The organism is Virgibacillus necropolis (genome assembly GCF_044793635.1).
Classification (GTDB): Bacteria; Bacillota; Bacilli; order Bacillales; family Amphibacillaceae; genus Virgibacillus_F; species Virgibacillus_F necropolis_A.
In genome coordinates this window covers 2,644,513-2,661,603 of the sequence record NZ_CP084992.1, presented here as the reverse complement: position 1 = coordinate 2,661,603, position 17,091 = coordinate 2,644,513, and the positions used below count along the sequence as shown (strand labels likewise).

Here is a 17,091-nt window from a genome sequence, read left to right as displayed (position 1 = left end):
CTTTTTACAATACACCCCCTATCCGCGTAGGTTATTGGTGAGAAAAAACAGGTAGGTCTCCTGGCTAATGGTCATCACTACCTGCTCCTTCCCATGTTCGTCACACAGTGAAATAATGCAGGCTGCTCGCAATTACAGTGGCGGGACCGCGTTAGATTTAAACTAACTTCCCTTTTAAGTCTTTATTGCTAAAGACACCCGTTTTTTAACTTTTAATTAAATTTTTATCACTTATAAAAGTATACGCTACCATTTTTTAGTAGTAAAGAAAATACTTTTTTTCTAGGATATGCATTACTTATTTAGACTAATGATCCTGGGGTCCTTTTCTTGAATAATAAGTGTATTACTAGTTTAACTAGTGCAAAACACAATAGGCTGGCTTATTCTACATTCTTTACTCAAAATATAAACTATAAAAGATAACTGGAGTGTCAAAAAGGCACTCCAGTTATCTTTTATACTCGCTTAAGGGTACCAACAGCATTATGCAGACTTTCGTACGTCAACGTTAAAATCCTTCACCAAACAAATATACTTGCATACGACACAAGCTGTTAGAAAACGAGATTCAGAAAAGTACGGTAATTTGATGAAACTGTCATGAAGGAATTTAAAATAAAAAACATAAAAATGGTCACGACATATCATCGTGACCATTAACCATTGATATATCAAGGTTTTGAAGGGTGTATTACATCATGCCCGGCATTCCGCCGCCCATGCCACCCATATCAGGCATTCCACCGCCGCCACCAGCGTTTTCTTCTGGTAGGTCAGCTACTACAGCTTCTGTTGTTAGGAACATTGCTGCAACAGATGCTGCGTTTTGTAGTGCATAACGAGTTACTTTTGTTGGATCAACGATACCAGCTTCAACCATGTTTACCCATTCACCAGATGCTGCGTTGAATCCTACACCAGCAGCTTCTCCTTTTAGACGTTCTACAATAATAGAACCTTCAAGGCCAGCATTGTGTGCAATTTGGCGAACTGGTTCTTCAAGTGCACGGCGTACAATGTTAGCACCTGTAGCTTCGTCACCAGTAAGATTTAATTCACTTACTTGTTTGTATACGTTTACTAGTGCAGTACCACCACCAGCTACGATACCTTCTTCTACTGCTGCGCGAGTAGAGTTTAAAGCATCTTCAATACGTAGTTTACGTTCTTTTAATTCTGTTTCAGTTGCAGCACCAACTTTGATAACTGCTACACCGCCTGCTAATTTAGCAAGACGTTCTTGTAATTTTTCTGTATCGAATTCAGAAGTAGACTCTTCAGCTTGTGCACGGATTTGTGCTACACGTGAAGAAATTGCTTCTGGGTTTCCTGAACCTTCAACAACTGTTGTATTTTCTTTTGTTACAACAACCTTAGATGCACGACCAAGTTGCTCAACTGTAGCACTCTTAAGGTCTAGTCCAAGATCCTCTGTAATTACATCTGCACCAGTTAAAACTGCGATATCTTCAAGCATTGCTTTACGACGATCACCGAACCCTGGAGCTTTTACAGCAACAGCGTTAAATGTTCCGCGAAGCTTGTTTAACACTAATGTTGCAAGTGCTTCTCCTTCGATATCTTCAGCAATTAAAAGAAGTGGTTTACCTTGTTGTACAACCTGTTCTAGTACTGGTAATACTTCTTGGATGTTATTAATCTTCTTATCCGTAATCAAAATATATGGATCTTCTAATACTGCTTCCATTTTATCTTGGTCAGTAACCATGTATGGAGAAGAATATCCACGATCAAACTGCATACCTTCTACAACTTCTAGTTCTGTGTTAAATCCTTTTGATTCTTCAATTGTAATAACACCATCATTACCAACGCGTTCCATTGCTTCTGCGATTAAGTTACCAACTTCATCATCACCAGATGAAATAGCAGCTACTTGTGCAATAGATTCTTTGCTTTCGATAGGTTTTGAAATAGATTGTAGTTCTCTTACCGCTAGTTCTACAGCCTTTTCAATTCCGCGTCGAACACCAACTGGGTTTGCTCCAGATGCAACGTTTTTAAGTCCTTCACGGATCATTGCTTGTGCTAATACTGTTGCAGTTGTTGTACCATCACCAGCTACATCGTTTGTTTTTGATGCAACTTCTGATACAAGTTGTGCTCCCATATTTTCGAATTGATCTTCAAGTTCAATTTCTTTTGCGATTGTTACACCATCATTTGTAATTAGTGGTGAACCATATTTTTTATCTAAAACAACATTACGACCTTTTGGTCCGAGTGTTACTTTTACTGCATCTGCTAATGTATCTACACCGCGTAACATCGCACGGCGAGCGTCTTCACTAAATTTAATTTCTTTAGCCATTTTATAATGCCCTCCTTAAATTCGTTTCCTAAGTAATATCAGAGTTGCTATTAGCTCACAACAGCTAAAATGTCATTTTCACGAAGAATTAAGTATTCTGTACCATCGTATTTCACTTCTGTACCAGCAAACTTTGAAAAAATAATGCGATCTCCTTCAGAAACCTCAAGCGCAATTTTTTCTCCGTTATCTGTTACGCGACCAGTACCTACTGCAAGTACTTTACCTTCTTGTGGCTTTTCTTTTGCAGAGTCTGGTAGTACAATACCGCTTGCAGTCTTTTCCTCTTGTTCAACAAGCTCGATTACAACACGATCTCCTAGTGGTTTAATCATGCAGACAACCTCCTTAATTCATTTTGCATTTATTATGATTATTTAGCACTCTAAACACCTGAGTGCTAATTCCATTATTATCATAAATAATACAGGATAAAATTGCAAGTAATGATAGCTATATTTTACAAAAAAATTTTCTAGCACCTCTACCTAAACCATTCTATTATAAGCACGTCAACAAATATGATAAAATATAATAGAAAAGTGTAAGCGCCCGGTTATTGCCGTATGACCTGGACGGAACCGTATGAGATAAAGGAAACACGAAGAGCGTTAGCGATTCGATGTTGACTTAATCGTAAGAAGGTGCCGGAAGGGCACTAGGCAATGGGCGCTGGAGCTAGATGTAATAGAGTTTTTAAAAACTTGATTAATAGCACTACACACTACTGCATATATTAGAAAACATATATAATTGACTATTGAAGGAGTCGTTTCATTTTGACCAAGCGTTATTGGTATGTCATTTTAACCTACATTATCATGCAATTTTCTGGAATACTCTTTGCACCAATTTTATTTGCAACGCTACCGATAAGTGAATTCCAGGCAGTTATTTATTGGACAATCTTTAGCTTTACAGCTGGGATGATTGTAATTCTTATAATCATGAAACCGTACATGAAAGCACCCACTGCACGCGATGCTGCAAAACCTGGCTCTATTGTGCTATGGATAGTTGCTGGGGTATTTATGGCGTATATTGCTCAATATATAGCAGCAACCATTGAAATACAGTTATTAGGTATTGAGTCTGGTTCCGCTAATACACAGCAGATTATTGATATAACACGGGCTGCACCTATATTTATGATTATCCCAGCGTTAATTGCGCCCATTGTAGAGGAAATTATATTTAGAAAGATTATTTTTGGAAACTTTTATAAGAGAATGAACTTCTTTCTAGCGGCATTACTTTCTGCATTAGTATTTGGAATTATTCACGGAGAACCACAACATATCCTTATCTACAGTTCAATGGGGTTTGTATTTGCGTATTTATATGTAAAAACAAAACGGATACTTGTTCCAATCTTTGTTCATATGGCATTAAACTCCATATCTGTACTTGTTCAACTTTCACTTTCACCTGAGGATATAGAGCGGTTACAAAAGAAGGCCGAAACACTGCAAATGATTTTAATTGGAGGCTAATAATTTTATGGGAACTTCACCGAAGGCAATGGCCAATATATATTTTATAATGGGTGTATTGTTTGTTTATATGGCCACACGAAGCGCGGGAGAAACCGTGTGGAATTCCACTACGATGCTTCTAGCGATTTTTGCTACATTGGATTTCGGTATAGCGTTACGACTCATGCGGAATCATGTTCGTAATAATAAAAACAAGGAGTAGCTTTTTCGAAGCTACTCCTTGTTTTTTATTTACCTAGTTTCACATTCTTTAGTTTTTCAAGCCATTTACTTTTTGTTTCTTTGTCCATTGTTTGTTCCATCAATGTATAACGTGCTACGAAAAGGTTGTTATCTTCAACAAATACACGTGCTAATTCTTGTTGATCCTTTTGTGTTTCATCACCTGAAACAGAGAAAAAGTAAATCCCTTCCTTATCTTTTTGCTCGATTACCTCGAATACTAATTCCCCGGTAATCACATCGTTTAAATTTTTCTCCATTGTCTCTATCCATGCTTGCGTGCCTATTTCTTTCTTACCATCTTCATAGAATTGCACGGTAAATAACTCAGAGTAGTTTTGTACCGTTTCACCTTTTGGCAAAAATTCTAAGATTGCTGCTCCAGCCTTTTCCTGATATGCGCCAACCGTCCACTTCTCTTTATCTAAATTTATTTGCAGCTTTTTCATAAGAGGAGCATAATCACCCTTTACAGCTACATTCGAAGAAGCTGCTTGATCAATAGGCTCTCCATTGGCATCTAACGCAATTGTTTCTTTTACCTCTGAACTGTATATCTTCCATTTTCCATCTTCTGGCTTTAAGGTATGGACACCGACAATTTTATTATTTTGATATTCTGGACCCTCTAATTTGATGGCTGTTTGTGTATAGGCTACCTTTGCCTGTGTTTCAGACTTATCTTCAACACTCATATCCATAAGCTTCAAATCTAATTCATATGATTTCAACATTTCAATGGTTTTCTTTGTTTGATCATAGCCTGGTGACTCGCTGTGAATTGTTTTCATATGTGCTTCTAAATCTTTATCCATCAGCGTTTGAACATTTTCCTCCAGTATTGCAATTAATTCTTCATCACCCGGTACCTTACTTTCTTCTTTTTCCGTATCCTCTTTATTGTTGGCTTCTTCTTGTTTTTCCGTATCTTTTGCTTCTTTCTCACTAGCCGCTTCGTCCGAACAAGCTACAGTAAAAACACTTAGCAATAATACCATCATCACAGCAAACAAATTTTTTCTCATCATAAGGGCCCTCCCATATTTTATACAACTATTTCCAAATTACATACTATGTCATAATAGGTGAATGTTGCCTTATCAAACAACTGCCAAAAGGCCTATTTCCACATGATGAATTTCCGTTGATTTAAAACATATAATGAATTATCTGGACGAGTTGGAGGATAAATTATATGACGTTCCCTTTATTTATTACACTATTTATCATCTTCATTTTAACGGCAACAGTAGTAATTCTCACCATCTATCAACGAAATAAAATACCTGCAATGACAGGTATGATGATTGCGATGTCTCTTGGAATGATTGTCGGGTTAACAGTTGGTCTAATCTTTGGTATTCTTCTTTCTGACAATCTATATGACTCTACTATTTTAGGTATCATAACCGGAGTCGCAGCTGGTTTTCTAGCAGGTTTACCCATTAGTTTACTTGCAGTTCTAGACGGCACACTATCAGGCATAATGGGTGGCATGATGGGCGCTATGCTCGGCCAAATGATTGCATCTGAATTTCAGGATTCCTTAATTAAAATGATGGTTATGGTATTTATTTCAGTTATTTTGATTCTGTTTCAACTAATCAGGCAGGAATTTTTGAACAAAAATAAAAATCAACCGTTTATCGTTCTGTGCTTATTCGCATTCGTGTTATTCATTATTGTATATAATCAACTCGGACCGATTATACCTATATCAGATGAACATTTCTATCGTCCATTGAATTAGTGTTGTGACCCGATAAAAAAATAAGATGCTGTCTCGGAAGTTCGGCTTCTGAGGCAGCATCTTATACTGAAAATAAAATTACTCATACGTTCATCTTTATCAAAATCCTATCCAGTCATTTTACGGCATTCTTCCGCACATTTTTGACATATTATTGCACATTCTTGACAATGTGTATCTTTCATCTTTCCACATTCTGCTGCACATTGCTCACATATAGTCGCACATACATTGCACAATTGAACCGACAACAAACTATTTCGGGACATTAATTGTGTTGCTTGACTACAAATATCAGCACAATCATCCAGTGTTTGAATACATTTAATTCTTGCTTCCACGTCCGGTTCATTCAGGCAAGCTGTCAAACACTCCTCACATGCTCTTAGACATTTAAAGCAAGCATCAATACACGCATCCATATTTGATGGTGACGTTGACAATACTCCCATTTAAAGACCTCCTTTGCTATCATACTTTCTTAGATAACTTTGACTATTATTATTGTATTTATACATTGCCCTCAAGGCTTTTCGTTATTTTAATTCAATAGAAACAAATAAATACTTATCATACCAAACCCAATTATTCCTATCATTGAACAAAACCATAGGGATGAATTTTTAACTGCTTCTCCAAAAATTTCTTTAATTGCAACCATAAATATCACAGTAATAGCCAGATTTATAATGAAGGCTAGTAACGGGGTCATTCCAATTTCAAAAAATTGCCCCAACACTGAACCGATTAAAATAGGAAAAGAAATAAGGCTTGTGAACAAAACCCAGGTAAAAAAACCAAATCCTGCTAAAAACAAAGGTGTAAAAATAATAATTCCCTCAGGTATGTTGTGTAATACGAGAGTTGTTAGCATCAATCCACCAAAATCTGTACCAATGGTTGAGCCAAGTGCAATACCTACAGGAAAGTTGTGAATCGCTATACTAATCGTTAAAAGAACGCCTGAACGAACAAAAATATCCTTTTGATGACTATTTGTAATGATCGTTATTTTATCCATAAAATGATGAATGTATTGAAAAAGTATTAATCCTGTGGCGACACCAAACGCTAGAATAGCCCATCCACCTAACTCAATGCTTTCTGGGATCATTTCAAGGAATAACAATCCCATTATTAACCCCGTACATAATGAATAAATAAAAACAAAGCCTTGTTGGAAACCTTTCATTATCCATGCAAGACCTCCTCCTACTCCAATTCCTAGAGCAGAAGCGAGAGTCCCAATAATCCATGCTGTACTCATTAAATCGCTCCCTATTAATAGCTTGTAATTATTTTATATGGCTAATCAGGTTTGAATATACTAGCCTCGATCAATTTATAAAGCTGTATTCCCAAAGATTGTTGCTTTATAAGAGAATAGATATATATTGCGACGTAACCAAAAACCATGTTCAGTGCCCTGCTACCGTTCCGGAAATCCACTACGCTTTCCGCGGGCTTGCGCTGAGCCTCCTCGATCGCGAAGACCGCTCTCTGCGGGGTCTCATCACTTCGCTTTCCCGCAGGAGTCTACGTGGATTTCCTACACTATCACGGTGTTTGAGAATAGTACTTTACAGCTCATTCACTATTATGGCAGTTGTTTGGAGCGGGGGACAGTTGACTCCTGCGGGAACAGCACGAGTCTGAAGACCCCGCAGCGGAAAACAACAGCAGTCACTTCGCATTGTATTTCAAATATGAAGATGAAAAGCAACAATGCGTACGAAAAGAGCCATTTATAAAAACTGGAGTTGACAGTTCCATATATAAATCATACAATATGAGCATATGCTAATATATACATACATAAATAATTATTATCCGATCTGTAATGTGAATTAATTATAAAAAGGGAGGGAATTATAATGGATGAAAAAAAAGAAATAGAAAAGATCAATGATAAGGATATAGATGAAGAAACATTATTTGTAGTTTCTCAAACATTCAAAGCTTTAGGTGATCCTACAAGAATTCGAATTCTTCATTTACTTTTTCATAAAGAGTACTCTGTAAATGGCATCGCAGAAAACCTACACCTTAGGCAGTCGACCGTTTCCCACCAATTACGTTTTCTAAAAAATTTACGGCTAGTAAAATACCGTCGAGAAGGTACTACCTTATTTTATTCTCATGATGATGAACATGTCATGAATATGTTGAAACAAACAATCGATCACGCCAGCCATAACTAATTTTAATTTTGAATGAGTAATAAATACTTTATAGCAACAATATTGTTATATGAATATATATAAATATAGTCATGAATAGTGGATAGGAGGAGTAACATTGGGACACGATCATGGGCATGACCATACGCATGGTGCAAATAAAAAAGCTTTACTTATAAGTTTTATCATTACGACTGGATTCATGATTGTAGAAGCAATTGGAGGATTTGTAACGAATAGTCTAGCTTTACTTTCTGATGCTGGGCATATGTTAAGTGATTCTGTATCACTCGGAGTTGGTGTATTAGCTTTTGTCTTAGGTGAAAGGGTTGCAAGCCACAGTAAAACGTATGGCTATAAACGTTTTGAAATACTTGCTGCTCTATTCAATGGCGTAACACTTACGCTCATTTCACTATATATTTTATATGAAGCTTATCAACGTTTTGCAAATCCGCCTGAAGTCGCATCTACTGGAATGCTAATAATTGCTATTATCGGATTACTTGTTAACCTTACCGTTGCTTGGATTTTAATGCGTGGTGATACGAAGGAAAATTTAAACCTACGTGCAGCATTTCTTCATGTACTGGGTGATTTACTCGGTTCCGTCGGTGCTATTGTCGCTGCTTTACTCATTATGTTCTTCAACTGGGGATGGGCCGATCCACTAGCAAGTGTTATTGTTGCTATTCTTGTATTGATCAGTGGTTGGAGGGTTACCAAGGATGCCATTCATGTATTAATGGAAGGTACACCAAAAAATATTGAATTAGACGATATTATTCAAACAATGGAACACGTCGAAGGAATCCTAAGCATACACGATTTACACGTTTGGAGTATAACTAGTGGGCAAAATGCACTTTCCTGTCACGCAGTTGTAGATGGCGACTTATCGATTCATGAGTGTCAGGAATTATTACGAACGATTGAACATGAGTTAGAACATAAAGGAATTGGTCATGTAACAATACAGATGGAAAATAATGAACATACACACGATGATTCGCTCATGTGTCAAAATGATCATAGCTCCACATCACATAGCCATAGCCATTAACATGTAATTGACCCCTACTGAAATTTCAGTGGGGGTCATTTTAATTTCTAGGAATATTTTGCGTTCATTAGACGTAAAGAATTTAACACTACGATAAGAGTTGCTCCCATATCAGCAAATATTGCCAGCCACAGTGTAAGCCAACCAGGAATAATTAGTAGAAGCGCTAACACCTTGAGTCCAAGAGCAAACGAGACATTTTGCTTAATAATCGCTAGTGTTTTTCTACTCAAAGCAATTGTATATGGAAGCTTTTCTAAATCATCAGCCATTAACGCAATATCGGCTGTCTCGAGCGCTGTGTCGGTCCCAGCTCCGCCCATGGCAATTCCAACCGTCGCAGTTGCAAGTGCTGGAGCATCATTAACACCGTCACCAACCATCGCTACATTTCCATGCTTCGTTTTGAGTGCCTTAATAAATTCTAATGCCCAGAACGATGCTGGACTGGTAAAGCTATTTACGTAAGCATTCTTTGTCATTTCTTTCAACTAATGAATGCTGTTATTGGCAAATATTATACCAGCAGCCCGTAAACACGTAGACTCCTCGAAAAAGAAAAGCACTTTTTCTTCATGCGATGCCTATTCAAGAAGCATTCCTTATTCTGCGGGAGGGAAAGGCCATCTGGTTTTTTAGAAATTCGCTATTCTTCTACCGCTACTTCATTCAACGGATAATGCTTCAAAAAATACACCAATGCTTGCAACTCGACAGCAAGATCAATATGGTGCACACGTATATTGTCTGGTACGGTAATTCTTGCAGGTGTGAAATTCAGGATTCCGGAAACTCCTGTTTTAACGAGTCGTTCGGTAATTCCCTCTGCCTCACTGGATGGAACAGTCAATATAGCAACATGCACGTCTTTCATTTTTTCTTCTAATTCATCAATATGATAAACAGGTATCCCACCGATGTCAGCCCCCACTTTACTAGGTTCCGCATCAAATGCCATCATGATTTTTGTATTATTATTTTTCATAAAATTATAGTGAAGAAATGCTGTCCCCAGATTTCCAACGCCAATTAGAGCAACTTCTGTTAGTTCATCCTGGTCTAATGTTTTCCTGAAAAACTCTAATAAATATTCAACATTGTAGCCATAACCCTTTTTCCCTAAAGCACCAAAGTAGGAAAAATCCCTGCGAATTGTAGCTGAATCGACTTTAACTGCCTCACTTAATTCTTTTGATGATACACGGGTTTTCCCTTGGTGATGTAAGTTATTTATAAACCGGTAATATAACGGTAAACGCTTAGCAGTAGCCTGCGGAATTTTATTTTGTAACACTATTTATTCCCCCTTATTCTTCCGGGTGTAATCGCCTGACTTGCCGCCCTTTTTCTCAATTAAATAGGTTTGGCCGATTACCATTCCCTTATCTATTGCTTTGCACATATCATAAACGGTTAACGCCGTTGCTGATGCGGCAGTTAGTGCCTCCATTTCAACACCAGTACTTCCTTTTGTTTTAACAAAAACTTCTATAATTAATTCGTACTTATTATTTGATAAATTCCAGTCAAATGAAATGTTTATTCCTTTTAATTGTAAAGGGTGACACATTGGTATCCAATCCGATGTCTTCTTCGCTGCCATAATACCAGCGACCTGTGCTACCGCAAGTACGTCCCCTTTTTCAATTCCTTGATCCACAATTTTTATGTAAATTTCTTTTGTTACAACTATACTGGATCTAGCTATAGCAATCCGTTCTGTCTCTTTTTTCTCACTAATATCCACCATTTTCGCTCTGCCTTGTTGATTAAAGTGAGTAAAATCAGCCATTTTCTCATCTCCATATTTAAAGTCATAGTTCATTTTATCAGAAAAAATACGATAAGTCGTGATTATTTTCACAATTAAACATTGCTAGGTAATTAAGTTATACGATACACTGATATTACTGAGGTGAACGTAATGATTATTATGCAATTGAATAACATTAGTAAGTCATTTGGAGCGGAAAAGATTTTATCAAATATTAAACTTGAAATAAAAGATCAGGATAGAATTGCGATTGTTGGTAGAAATGGCGCCGGGAAATCGACCTTACTTAAAATCATGGCTGGCGAATTTTCCTATGACGAAGGAGTTATGCACAAACCTAAGGATCTTACCATCGGTTATCTATCCCAGCATACGGGCCTTGAATCGGATAAAACGATTTGGGATGAAATGCTGCAGGTGTTTCAAACTCTACTTAAAAAAGAGCAAGAGCTTAGAAAGCTTGAAAAAGATATGGAACTAGCATCAAGCTTATCAGATGATAAATATAACCAGCTTTTACAAGAATATGATACGAAACAGCAAGCTTTTATCACAGAAGGTGGATACCAGTATGAGTCCTCCATCAAATCTGTTCTGAATGGTTTGCATTTTTACGAGGGCGATTATCAGACACCAATAAGTACATTAAGTGGTGGTCAAAAAACACGACTGGCTCTAGGCAAGTTACTTTTACAAAAGCCTGCTTTACTCATTCTTGACGAACCAACCAACCATTTAGACATTGAAACACTTGGCTGGCTTGAAAATTATTTAGTGAGTTACCCAGGTGCCGTTACCATTGTATCCCATGACCGTTACTTTTTAGACAAGACTGTATCCATTGTCTATGAAATTTCCTATCATAGGGTTAAAAAATACCATGGATCATATAGTAAGTATCTGGATCAACGGGCGCTCGATTATGAACAGGAAATGAAAGAGTATGAAAAACAACAGTCTGAAATAAAACAGCTAGAGGAATTTGTACAAAAAAATATTGTGCGTGCCTCAACTACAAAGCGAGCCCAAAGCAGAAGGAAAAAGCTTGAGAAGATGGAAAAGATGGACAGGCCAAGAGGAGACGAATCCTCTGCTAAATTTTCTTTTGATTCAACTAAGCGAAGTGGTAATGACGTATTGAAAATAAATGACCTCGCGTTCCGGTATAACGATGATGATAAATTTTTGTTTGAAGGTATGAAACTTAATGTGAACCGCGGTGACAGCATTGCACTTGTTGGACCAAATGGGATTGGTAAAACGACCTTATTAAAAATGATAACTGGGCAATTTCAGCCTAGCACTGGTTCCATTCAAATTGGAACAAATGTTGAAATTGGGTATTATGACCAGGAACAAACAAACTTAAATCCTAATAATACAGTACTTCAAGAGCTATGGGACCAATACCCAAATGAAAAGGAAAAAGATATCCGTACCGTGTTGGGAAACTTTTTATTCTCAGGTGATGACGTTTTAAAGCCTGTTCATGCGCTTAGTGGTGGTGAAAAGGCTAGGCTATCACTTGCGAAATTGATGATGCTTCATGCCAATTTCTTAATACTGGATGAACCAACTAACCACTTGGATATAGACAGTAAAGAAGTGCTGGAATCCGCGCTAATCGATTATAATGGCACCATCATATTTGTTTCACATGACCGCTATTTTATCAATAAAATTGCTGAACAGGTAGTTGAAATTCAAGCAGATCATGTCACTGGATACCTAGGTGATTATGATTATTATGTTGCGAAAAAAGAAGAGCAGGCTGAAAGAGAACGACTACAACAGGAGCAAGTAAAAGAAACACAGGTTGATACGGGAAAATTGAGTTACAAAGAGGAAAAGGTACGACAGCGTGAAGAAAGGAAAATTCAAAGACGAATAGATGAATTAGAAAGTCTGATTGAGGAACGAGAAAGTGAACTCGCTAATCTGGAATTAGAAATGACAAAGCCTGAAGTTTTTCAGGATCATGAGAAAGCATTAGCGCTAACAAAGGAAACAAACGATATTAAACAAACGCTTGAACAACTAATGGAAGAATGGACAGAGCTTCAAGAATAATAGTAAACATCAAAGTCATATAAGAAAAGCGCAAGCGCCTTGGTCAGACCCGACAAGTTTAAGACGAATCTCTTAGTGATGATTTTTATCACAAAGAGATTTGACTTAAAAACTCGAGGGGCTAGGCGCTGGAGCTAGACAGATAAACGCCAAAATTTTATACTTTCTTTCCATATTAATAATAGGCTAATGCTGTATCTGCATAAGCAGACAGCATTAGCCTATTTTAATGAGAAATCCACAACAACATTTTCTATTAATCCACAGACATATAAACAATTGCGTTGCAGAGGGACTAGTTTTCAACAAGGTTATGCACATTTTCCACATGCAAATACTTGTTTATCCACATTTTTACCCACATATACACCACTTACATATACCTATCCACATTCTGTTGATAACTTTTACTTTAGTACTAAAGAAGGATTAGCATTCAAGTCCCATGCTGATCTTTTTCCTTGTTCAAAAGCAATCGTTCCGGCGGCAGCAATCATCGCAGCATTATCTGTGCATAATTGAATTGGTGGAATTAATAAAGGCGTGTTTGAACCCGCAAACCTGTTTGTAAGTGCTTGACGAAGGCCTTTATTAGCAGCTACACCACCAGCGACTATAACTTGTTTAACATCGTGATTCATTGCGGCTTGATAAGTTTTTTCTGTTAGCACTTCTACAACACTAGCTTGAAAACTTGCAGCGATATCTTCAGGTTGTAATTTTTCCCCGCGCTGTCCCGCATTGTGGATAGTGTTGATAACTGCTGATTTTAATCCACTAAAACTAAAATTTAAACTACCTTCTTCAAGCCAGGCTCGAGGGAATGGAATAGATTCTTCACCTTCAGCAGCGAGTTTATCGATATGTGGACCACCTGGATACGGAAGCTTCAGCAAACGTGCTACTTTGTCATATGCCTCACCGGCTGCGTCATCGAGCGTTTCCCCTATCACTTCAAAGTTACCATGGTCACGCATCAGTACAAGCTCCGTGTGACCACCAGAAACTACTAAAGCTAACAATGGGAATTCAAAATCTTGTTCCAATCTATTCGCATAAATATGACCTGCGATATGATGAACACCTACCAGTGGTTTTTGTTTAGCAAATGCTAATGCTTTTGCAGTATTCACTCCTACAAGTAGTGCACCTACTAATCCTGGCCCTTCTGTAACAGTTATCGCATCGATTTGCTCCCAACTGATGTTTGCTTGATTAAATGATTCTTCTAACACAATTGTCATTTGCTCTACATGATGTCTTGAAGCAATTTCAGGGACAACCCCGCCAAACCGCTTATGACTTTCGATTTGAGATGCTACCACATTTGATAAAACTTCTGTTCCATTTCTCAAAATTGCTACAGCAGTTTCATCACAGCTGGTTTCTATTCCCATAATATATGTATCTTTTTTCATCATAAATTCACCCACATTACTAACGCATCCTCTTTATTATCTGTATAATAACTTTTTCGTAGACCACCAGGAACAAGTCCAAATTTCCGATACATTCGTTGTGCAATAATGTTGGAAACCCGCACTTCCAATGATAGACGATTACTTCCTAAATGAATTGCTTGTTGCATTGTAAATTGGAAAAGCTTCTCACCTAGTTTATAACCTCTGTAGCTCGGCATAATGGCTATATTTGTAATTTGCGCATCATCAATTACAATCCATAGCCCTGCATAACCAACAATAACCCCGTCAACCTCCACTACAAAGTAATGAGCAAACTGGTTTACTACTACCTCCTGGTAAAAAATATCCTCTGTCCATGGTGTGGCAAAAGATGCTTTTTCTACTTCGACTACCGCTCCAATGTCTGTTAGTTCCATCGGTCGAATTACAAGATCAGCCATTTTTGGTTGCTTCCTTTTGTGCTTTTAACCAATTCGCCTCTGCCTCTACTAACCGCAAATAATTCGGTGTTATTTCATGCGTATTATCTGCGACTTTATTCTTTGCAGCCAATGCTAAATGTGAGGGTTTTGCTATATGATAAGTTGAATCTGGGATAATAGCTTGTTCCCCTAACTTTTCCATAATCATAGAACGATACATTTCTATGTCCTGGCTTAAAAATAGCACTTGCTTCTTTTCTTTTACTAGCCGATCTAGCCATTCTTCCATTGAAAAGTTGACCTCTTCGTCTATCAACTCTATTTGGTCATGTTTCCACTGATATAAACCTGTATAAACCATTCCTCGTCGAGCGTCAAAAAAGGGGCAAATATATGCTGGGAAAAAACTCCCTTGATATGCAAGTGCCTCTAAGCTTGATATCCCTTTTATCGGTATTTCAAGTGACCATGCCATTGCCTTTGCTGTTGCAAGTCCTATTCGTACACCAGTAAATGAACCGGGCCCTTTTGCAACAACGATTTCATCCAATTGTTCTGGCTTCATCTGGGTATCATTCATTAATTGGACAATTGCTGGCATAAGACGGACAGAATGGTTTTTTGTAAGATTCGTCACAACTTCACCAATTAAAGTGTTATCCTTTAAAATGGCTACACCCATAATTTGATTAGAAGTATCTATTGCAAGTACATTCATATATGGAACTCCTTATTTATTTTTCCGTGTAAACTATCCAATTAAAGATGAAATTATCCAATTAAAATGACTTCCACTAGGATAAAATTCAATTACACGTTTGTGTTCATTGATGTAGTTAATTTTTATATCCAAACGTTCATTTGGAAGGTACTCTTCGATAAAATGTGCCCACTCCACTACGGATATACCTTCCCCCTCGAAATACTCCGAAAAGCCTATATCTTCATCAGAATCCTCCAACCTGTACACGTCCATATGGTATAGAGGGAGCTCTCCTTCATATTCCTTGATAATCGTGTATGTCGGACTATTAACTACACGTTTCACTCCAAGTCCAATAGCAATACCTTTTGTGAAAGTGGTTTTACCAGCACCTAAATCACCTTCAAGTGTGATAACATCTCCAGGGCGCAGTAAATTAGCCAATCTAGTTGCTAATTTTTTAGTCTCTTCTTCTGTATGTGTTTCGATTTGGTTTTTACTCATTAAATCACCTATTTCAAATGATTGTACCCGTCTTTTTTTAGCGGAATATGCCTATTATCTTTATGTAGATAAACATAGTTATTTTTATACTGACTGACATAACCAATCTCCGTCACAGGTATTCCTATATCGTTTGCTGCTTCCTGAACATATGTCCATTTATCTTTAGACACCGTGCCTACTAATTCAAAGTCTTCCCCACCAAATAGCTTCCATTTTTCCTGAAGCTCTGACGGAAATTGAGAATAGGATGCTGATGTAGGAATTTTATCTTCAAACAAATGTAACGTGACCTGTGAAGCCTCAGCAATCTCGGCAGCCTCATTTCCTATTCCATCACTTATATCGTTTAATGCTACTCGATCTATTTCTTCCAATCGTTTAGCAAATTCAACTCTTGGAATAGGTTGTTGATGTTTTTCAATATAATACGTTTCATCTTGGTATGTACTAGCATTATTGAGAATATGAAATCCTGCCTGTGAATCACCAAGTGTACCCGTCACAAACACAATATCCTTTTCCCTTGCGTCACTACGATACCTTGCTCTCTTTTGCGATACATAACCTATAACGGTAACGGAGATAGACATTTCCTGTCCACTAACTGTATCACCACCAATTAGATCCATTCCGTATCTATTTGCAATTGAACGCATGCCTTCAAAAATTTCTTCCACTTCTTTGGATGAATAATGTTTTGACAACACAATCGAAACAAGATAAAACGCCGGGGTTGCTCCCATTGCCGCCATATCACTTATATTTGCTGCCAATACACGGTGTCCTATATGATATGGTTCCGTCGTTTCCTTTGAAAAATGCACGTTTTCTACGAATGTGTCAACAGCTACTACCACATCCTCAGATGATTGACGAATAATAGCTGCATCATCTCCAACACCCTTTATTAAAGATGATTGTTTATAGGAGTGTTGTTTTATTGATTGAATAAAGGAAAACTCATCCACTCTATAATCACCAACCTTTTTGTCAGAAAGAAAATAATCCTATAGTTATGATAGCAAAAACAAAGGAAAAAGGGAAAAAATACTATCAAAAGTCTGTAGCCGACTCAATCTGTATGATAAAAGGAAAAAGATCCTTGAAGGTATTAATGCGTGTGAAATAAGAGGTGTAATTAGGAT

17 protein-coding genes, 1 pseudogene and 1 riboswitch are annotated in these 17,091 nt (G+C 37.4%); of the genes and pseudogenes, 6 read left to right on the top strand and 12 right to left on the bottom strand.

What is annotated here, in order from left to right; genetic code table 11:
- Positions 1-32: 32 nt before the first annotated feature.
- Positions 33-217: riboswitch (cobalamin riboswitch) on the bottom strand.
- Between the two features lie 477 nt (positions 218-694).
- Both groL and groES read right to left on the bottom strand, forming a co-directional pair.
- Positions 695-2,335, bottom strand: a complete 1,641-nt coding sequence (gene groL, locus LG329_RS12970) for a chaperonin GroEL (RefSeq protein WP_404451233.1) — start codon at positions 2,333-2,335, stop codon at positions 695-697.
- Between the two features lie 50 nt (positions 2,336-2,385).
- Entirely contained in the window at positions 2,386-2,670 is a 285-nt protein-coding gene (groES, locus tag LG329_RS12965; protein ID WP_404451232.1) for a co-chaperone GroES, read from the bottom strand.
- A gap of 444 nt (positions 2,671-3,114) precedes the next feature.
- On the opposite strand from groES, the gene LG329_RS12960 reads away from it, so the two are divergent.
- Positions 3,115-3,828: a lysostaphin resistance A-like protein gene (locus LG329_RS12960; RefSeq protein ID WP_404451231.1), complete on the top strand. Its 714-nt coding sequence runs from the start codon at positions 3,115-3,117 to the stop codon at positions 3,826-3,828.
- A 7-nt stretch (positions 3,829-3,835) separates the two neighbouring features.
- The gene (locus tag LG329_RS12955; RefSeq protein ID WP_404451230.1) at positions 3,836-4,033 is read left to right on the top strand and encodes a YdiK family protein; all 198 of its coding nucleotides are present in this window, start codon (positions 3,836-3,838) and stop codon (positions 4,031-4,033) included.
- 25 nt (positions 4,034-4,058) lie between these two features.
- On the opposite strand, the gene LG329_RS12950 is transcribed toward LG329_RS12955, so the two are convergent.
- Positions 4,059-5,081: a hypothetical protein gene (locus tag LG329_RS12950; protein ID WP_404451229.1), complete on the bottom strand. Its 1,023-nt coding sequence runs from the start codon at positions 5,079-5,081 to the stop codon at positions 4,059-4,061.
- Positions 5,082-5,248: 167 nt separating this feature from the next.
- Between LG329_RS12950 and LG329_RS12945 the strand changes: the two genes are divergently transcribed.
- Positions 5,249-5,803, top strand: coding sequence for a hypothetical protein (locus LG329_RS12945; RefSeq protein ID WP_404451228.1), 555 nt, complete (start codon positions 5,249-5,251; stop codon positions 5,801-5,803).
- Positions 5,804-6,344: 541 nt separating this feature from the next.
- Here LG329_RS12945 and LG329_RS12940 read toward each other — a convergent pair.
- Complete coding sequence (locus tag LG329_RS12940) at positions 6,345-7,070, bottom strand: ZIP family metal transporter (RefSeq protein ID WP_404451227.1); 726 nt, start codon at positions 7,068-7,070, stop codon at positions 6,345-6,347.
- 607 nt (positions 7,071-7,677) lie between these two features.
- Here LG329_RS12940 and LG329_RS12935 point away from each other — a divergent pair.
- Both LG329_RS12935 and LG329_RS12930 read left to right on the top strand, forming a co-directional pair.
- The gene (locus LG329_RS12935; protein WP_404451226.1) at positions 7,678-8,004 is read left to right on the top strand and encodes an ArsR/SmtB family transcription factor; all 327 of its coding nucleotides are present in this window, start codon (positions 7,678-7,680) and stop codon (positions 8,002-8,004) included.
- Between the two features lie 97 nt (positions 8,005-8,101).
- Positions 8,102-9,046: a cation diffusion facilitator family transporter gene (locus tag LG329_RS12930; protein ID WP_404451225.1), complete on the top strand. Its 945-nt coding sequence runs from the start codon at positions 8,102-8,104 to the stop codon at positions 9,044-9,046.
- Between the two features lie 47 nt (positions 9,047-9,093).
- Here LG329_RS12930 and LG329_RS12925 read toward each other — a convergent pair.
- From LG329_RS12925 to moaC, 3 genes and pseudogenes are all read right to left on the bottom strand, one after another.
- Positions 9,094-9,474, bottom strand: a pseudogene (locus LG329_RS12925) (HAD-IC family P-type ATPase); the annotation flags it as partial.
- A gap of 218 nt (positions 9,475-9,692) precedes the next feature.
- A complete protein-coding gene (locus LG329_RS12920; RefSeq protein WP_404451224.1) occupies positions 9,693-10,340 on the bottom strand; it encodes a redox-sensing transcriptional repressor Rex in 648 nt (215 codons plus the stop codon).
- 3 nt (positions 10,341-10,343) lie between these two features.
- Positions 10,344-10,838: a cyclic pyranopterin monophosphate synthase MoaC gene (moaC, locus tag LG329_RS12915; protein ID WP_404451223.1), complete on the bottom strand. Its 495-nt coding sequence runs from the start codon at positions 10,836-10,838 to the stop codon at positions 10,344-10,346.
- 132 nt (positions 10,839-10,970) lie between these two features.
- On the opposite strand from moaC, the gene abc-f reads away from it, so the two are divergent.
- On the top strand, positions 10,971-12,890 hold the full coding sequence (gene abc-f / locus LG329_RS12910) for a ribosomal protection-like ABC-F family protein (protein WP_404451222.1): 1,920 nt from the start codon (positions 10,971-10,973) through the stop codon (positions 12,888-12,890).
- A 407-nt stretch (positions 12,891-13,297) separates the two neighbouring features.
- Here abc-f and tsaD read toward each other — a convergent pair whose 3' ends face one another.
- From tsaD to thiL, 5 genes are read right to left on the bottom strand one after another with little or no spacing between them, the layout of a single operon-like run.
- On the bottom strand, positions 13,298-14,308 hold the full coding sequence (gene tsaD, locus LG329_RS12905) for a tRNA (adenosine(37)-N6)-threonylcarbamoyltransferase complex transferase subunit TsaD (protein ID WP_404451221.1): 1,011 nt from the start codon (positions 14,306-14,308) through the stop codon (positions 13,298-13,300).
- Entirely contained in the window at positions 14,308-14,754 is a 447-nt protein-coding gene (rimI, locus tag LG329_RS12900) for a ribosomal protein S18-alanine N-acetyltransferase (RefSeq protein ID WP_404451220.1), read from the bottom strand. The genes tsaD and rimI overlap by 1 nt, the downstream gene beginning before the upstream one ends.
- A complete protein-coding gene (tsaB, locus tag LG329_RS12895) occupies positions 14,747-15,454 on the bottom strand; it encodes a tRNA (adenosine(37)-N6)-threonylcarbamoyltransferase complex dimerization subunit type 1 TsaB (RefSeq protein WP_404451219.1) in 708 nt (235 codons plus the stop codon). The genes rimI and tsaB overlap by 8 nt, the downstream gene beginning before the upstream one ends.
- Before the next feature lie 33 nt (positions 15,455-15,487).
- A complete protein-coding gene (gene tsaE, locus LG329_RS12890; RefSeq protein ID WP_404451218.1) occupies positions 15,488-15,943 on the bottom strand; it encodes a tRNA (adenosine(37)-N6)-threonylcarbamoyltransferase complex ATPase subunit type 1 TsaE in 456 nt (151 codons plus the stop codon).
- Positions 15,944-15,951: 8 nt separating this feature from the next.
- Complete coding sequence (gene thiL, locus LG329_RS12885; RefSeq protein ID WP_404451217.1) at positions 15,952-16,914, bottom strand: thiamine-phosphate kinase; 963 nt, start codon at positions 16,912-16,914, stop codon at positions 15,952-15,954.
- Positions 16,915-17,091 lie beyond the last annotated feature (177 nt).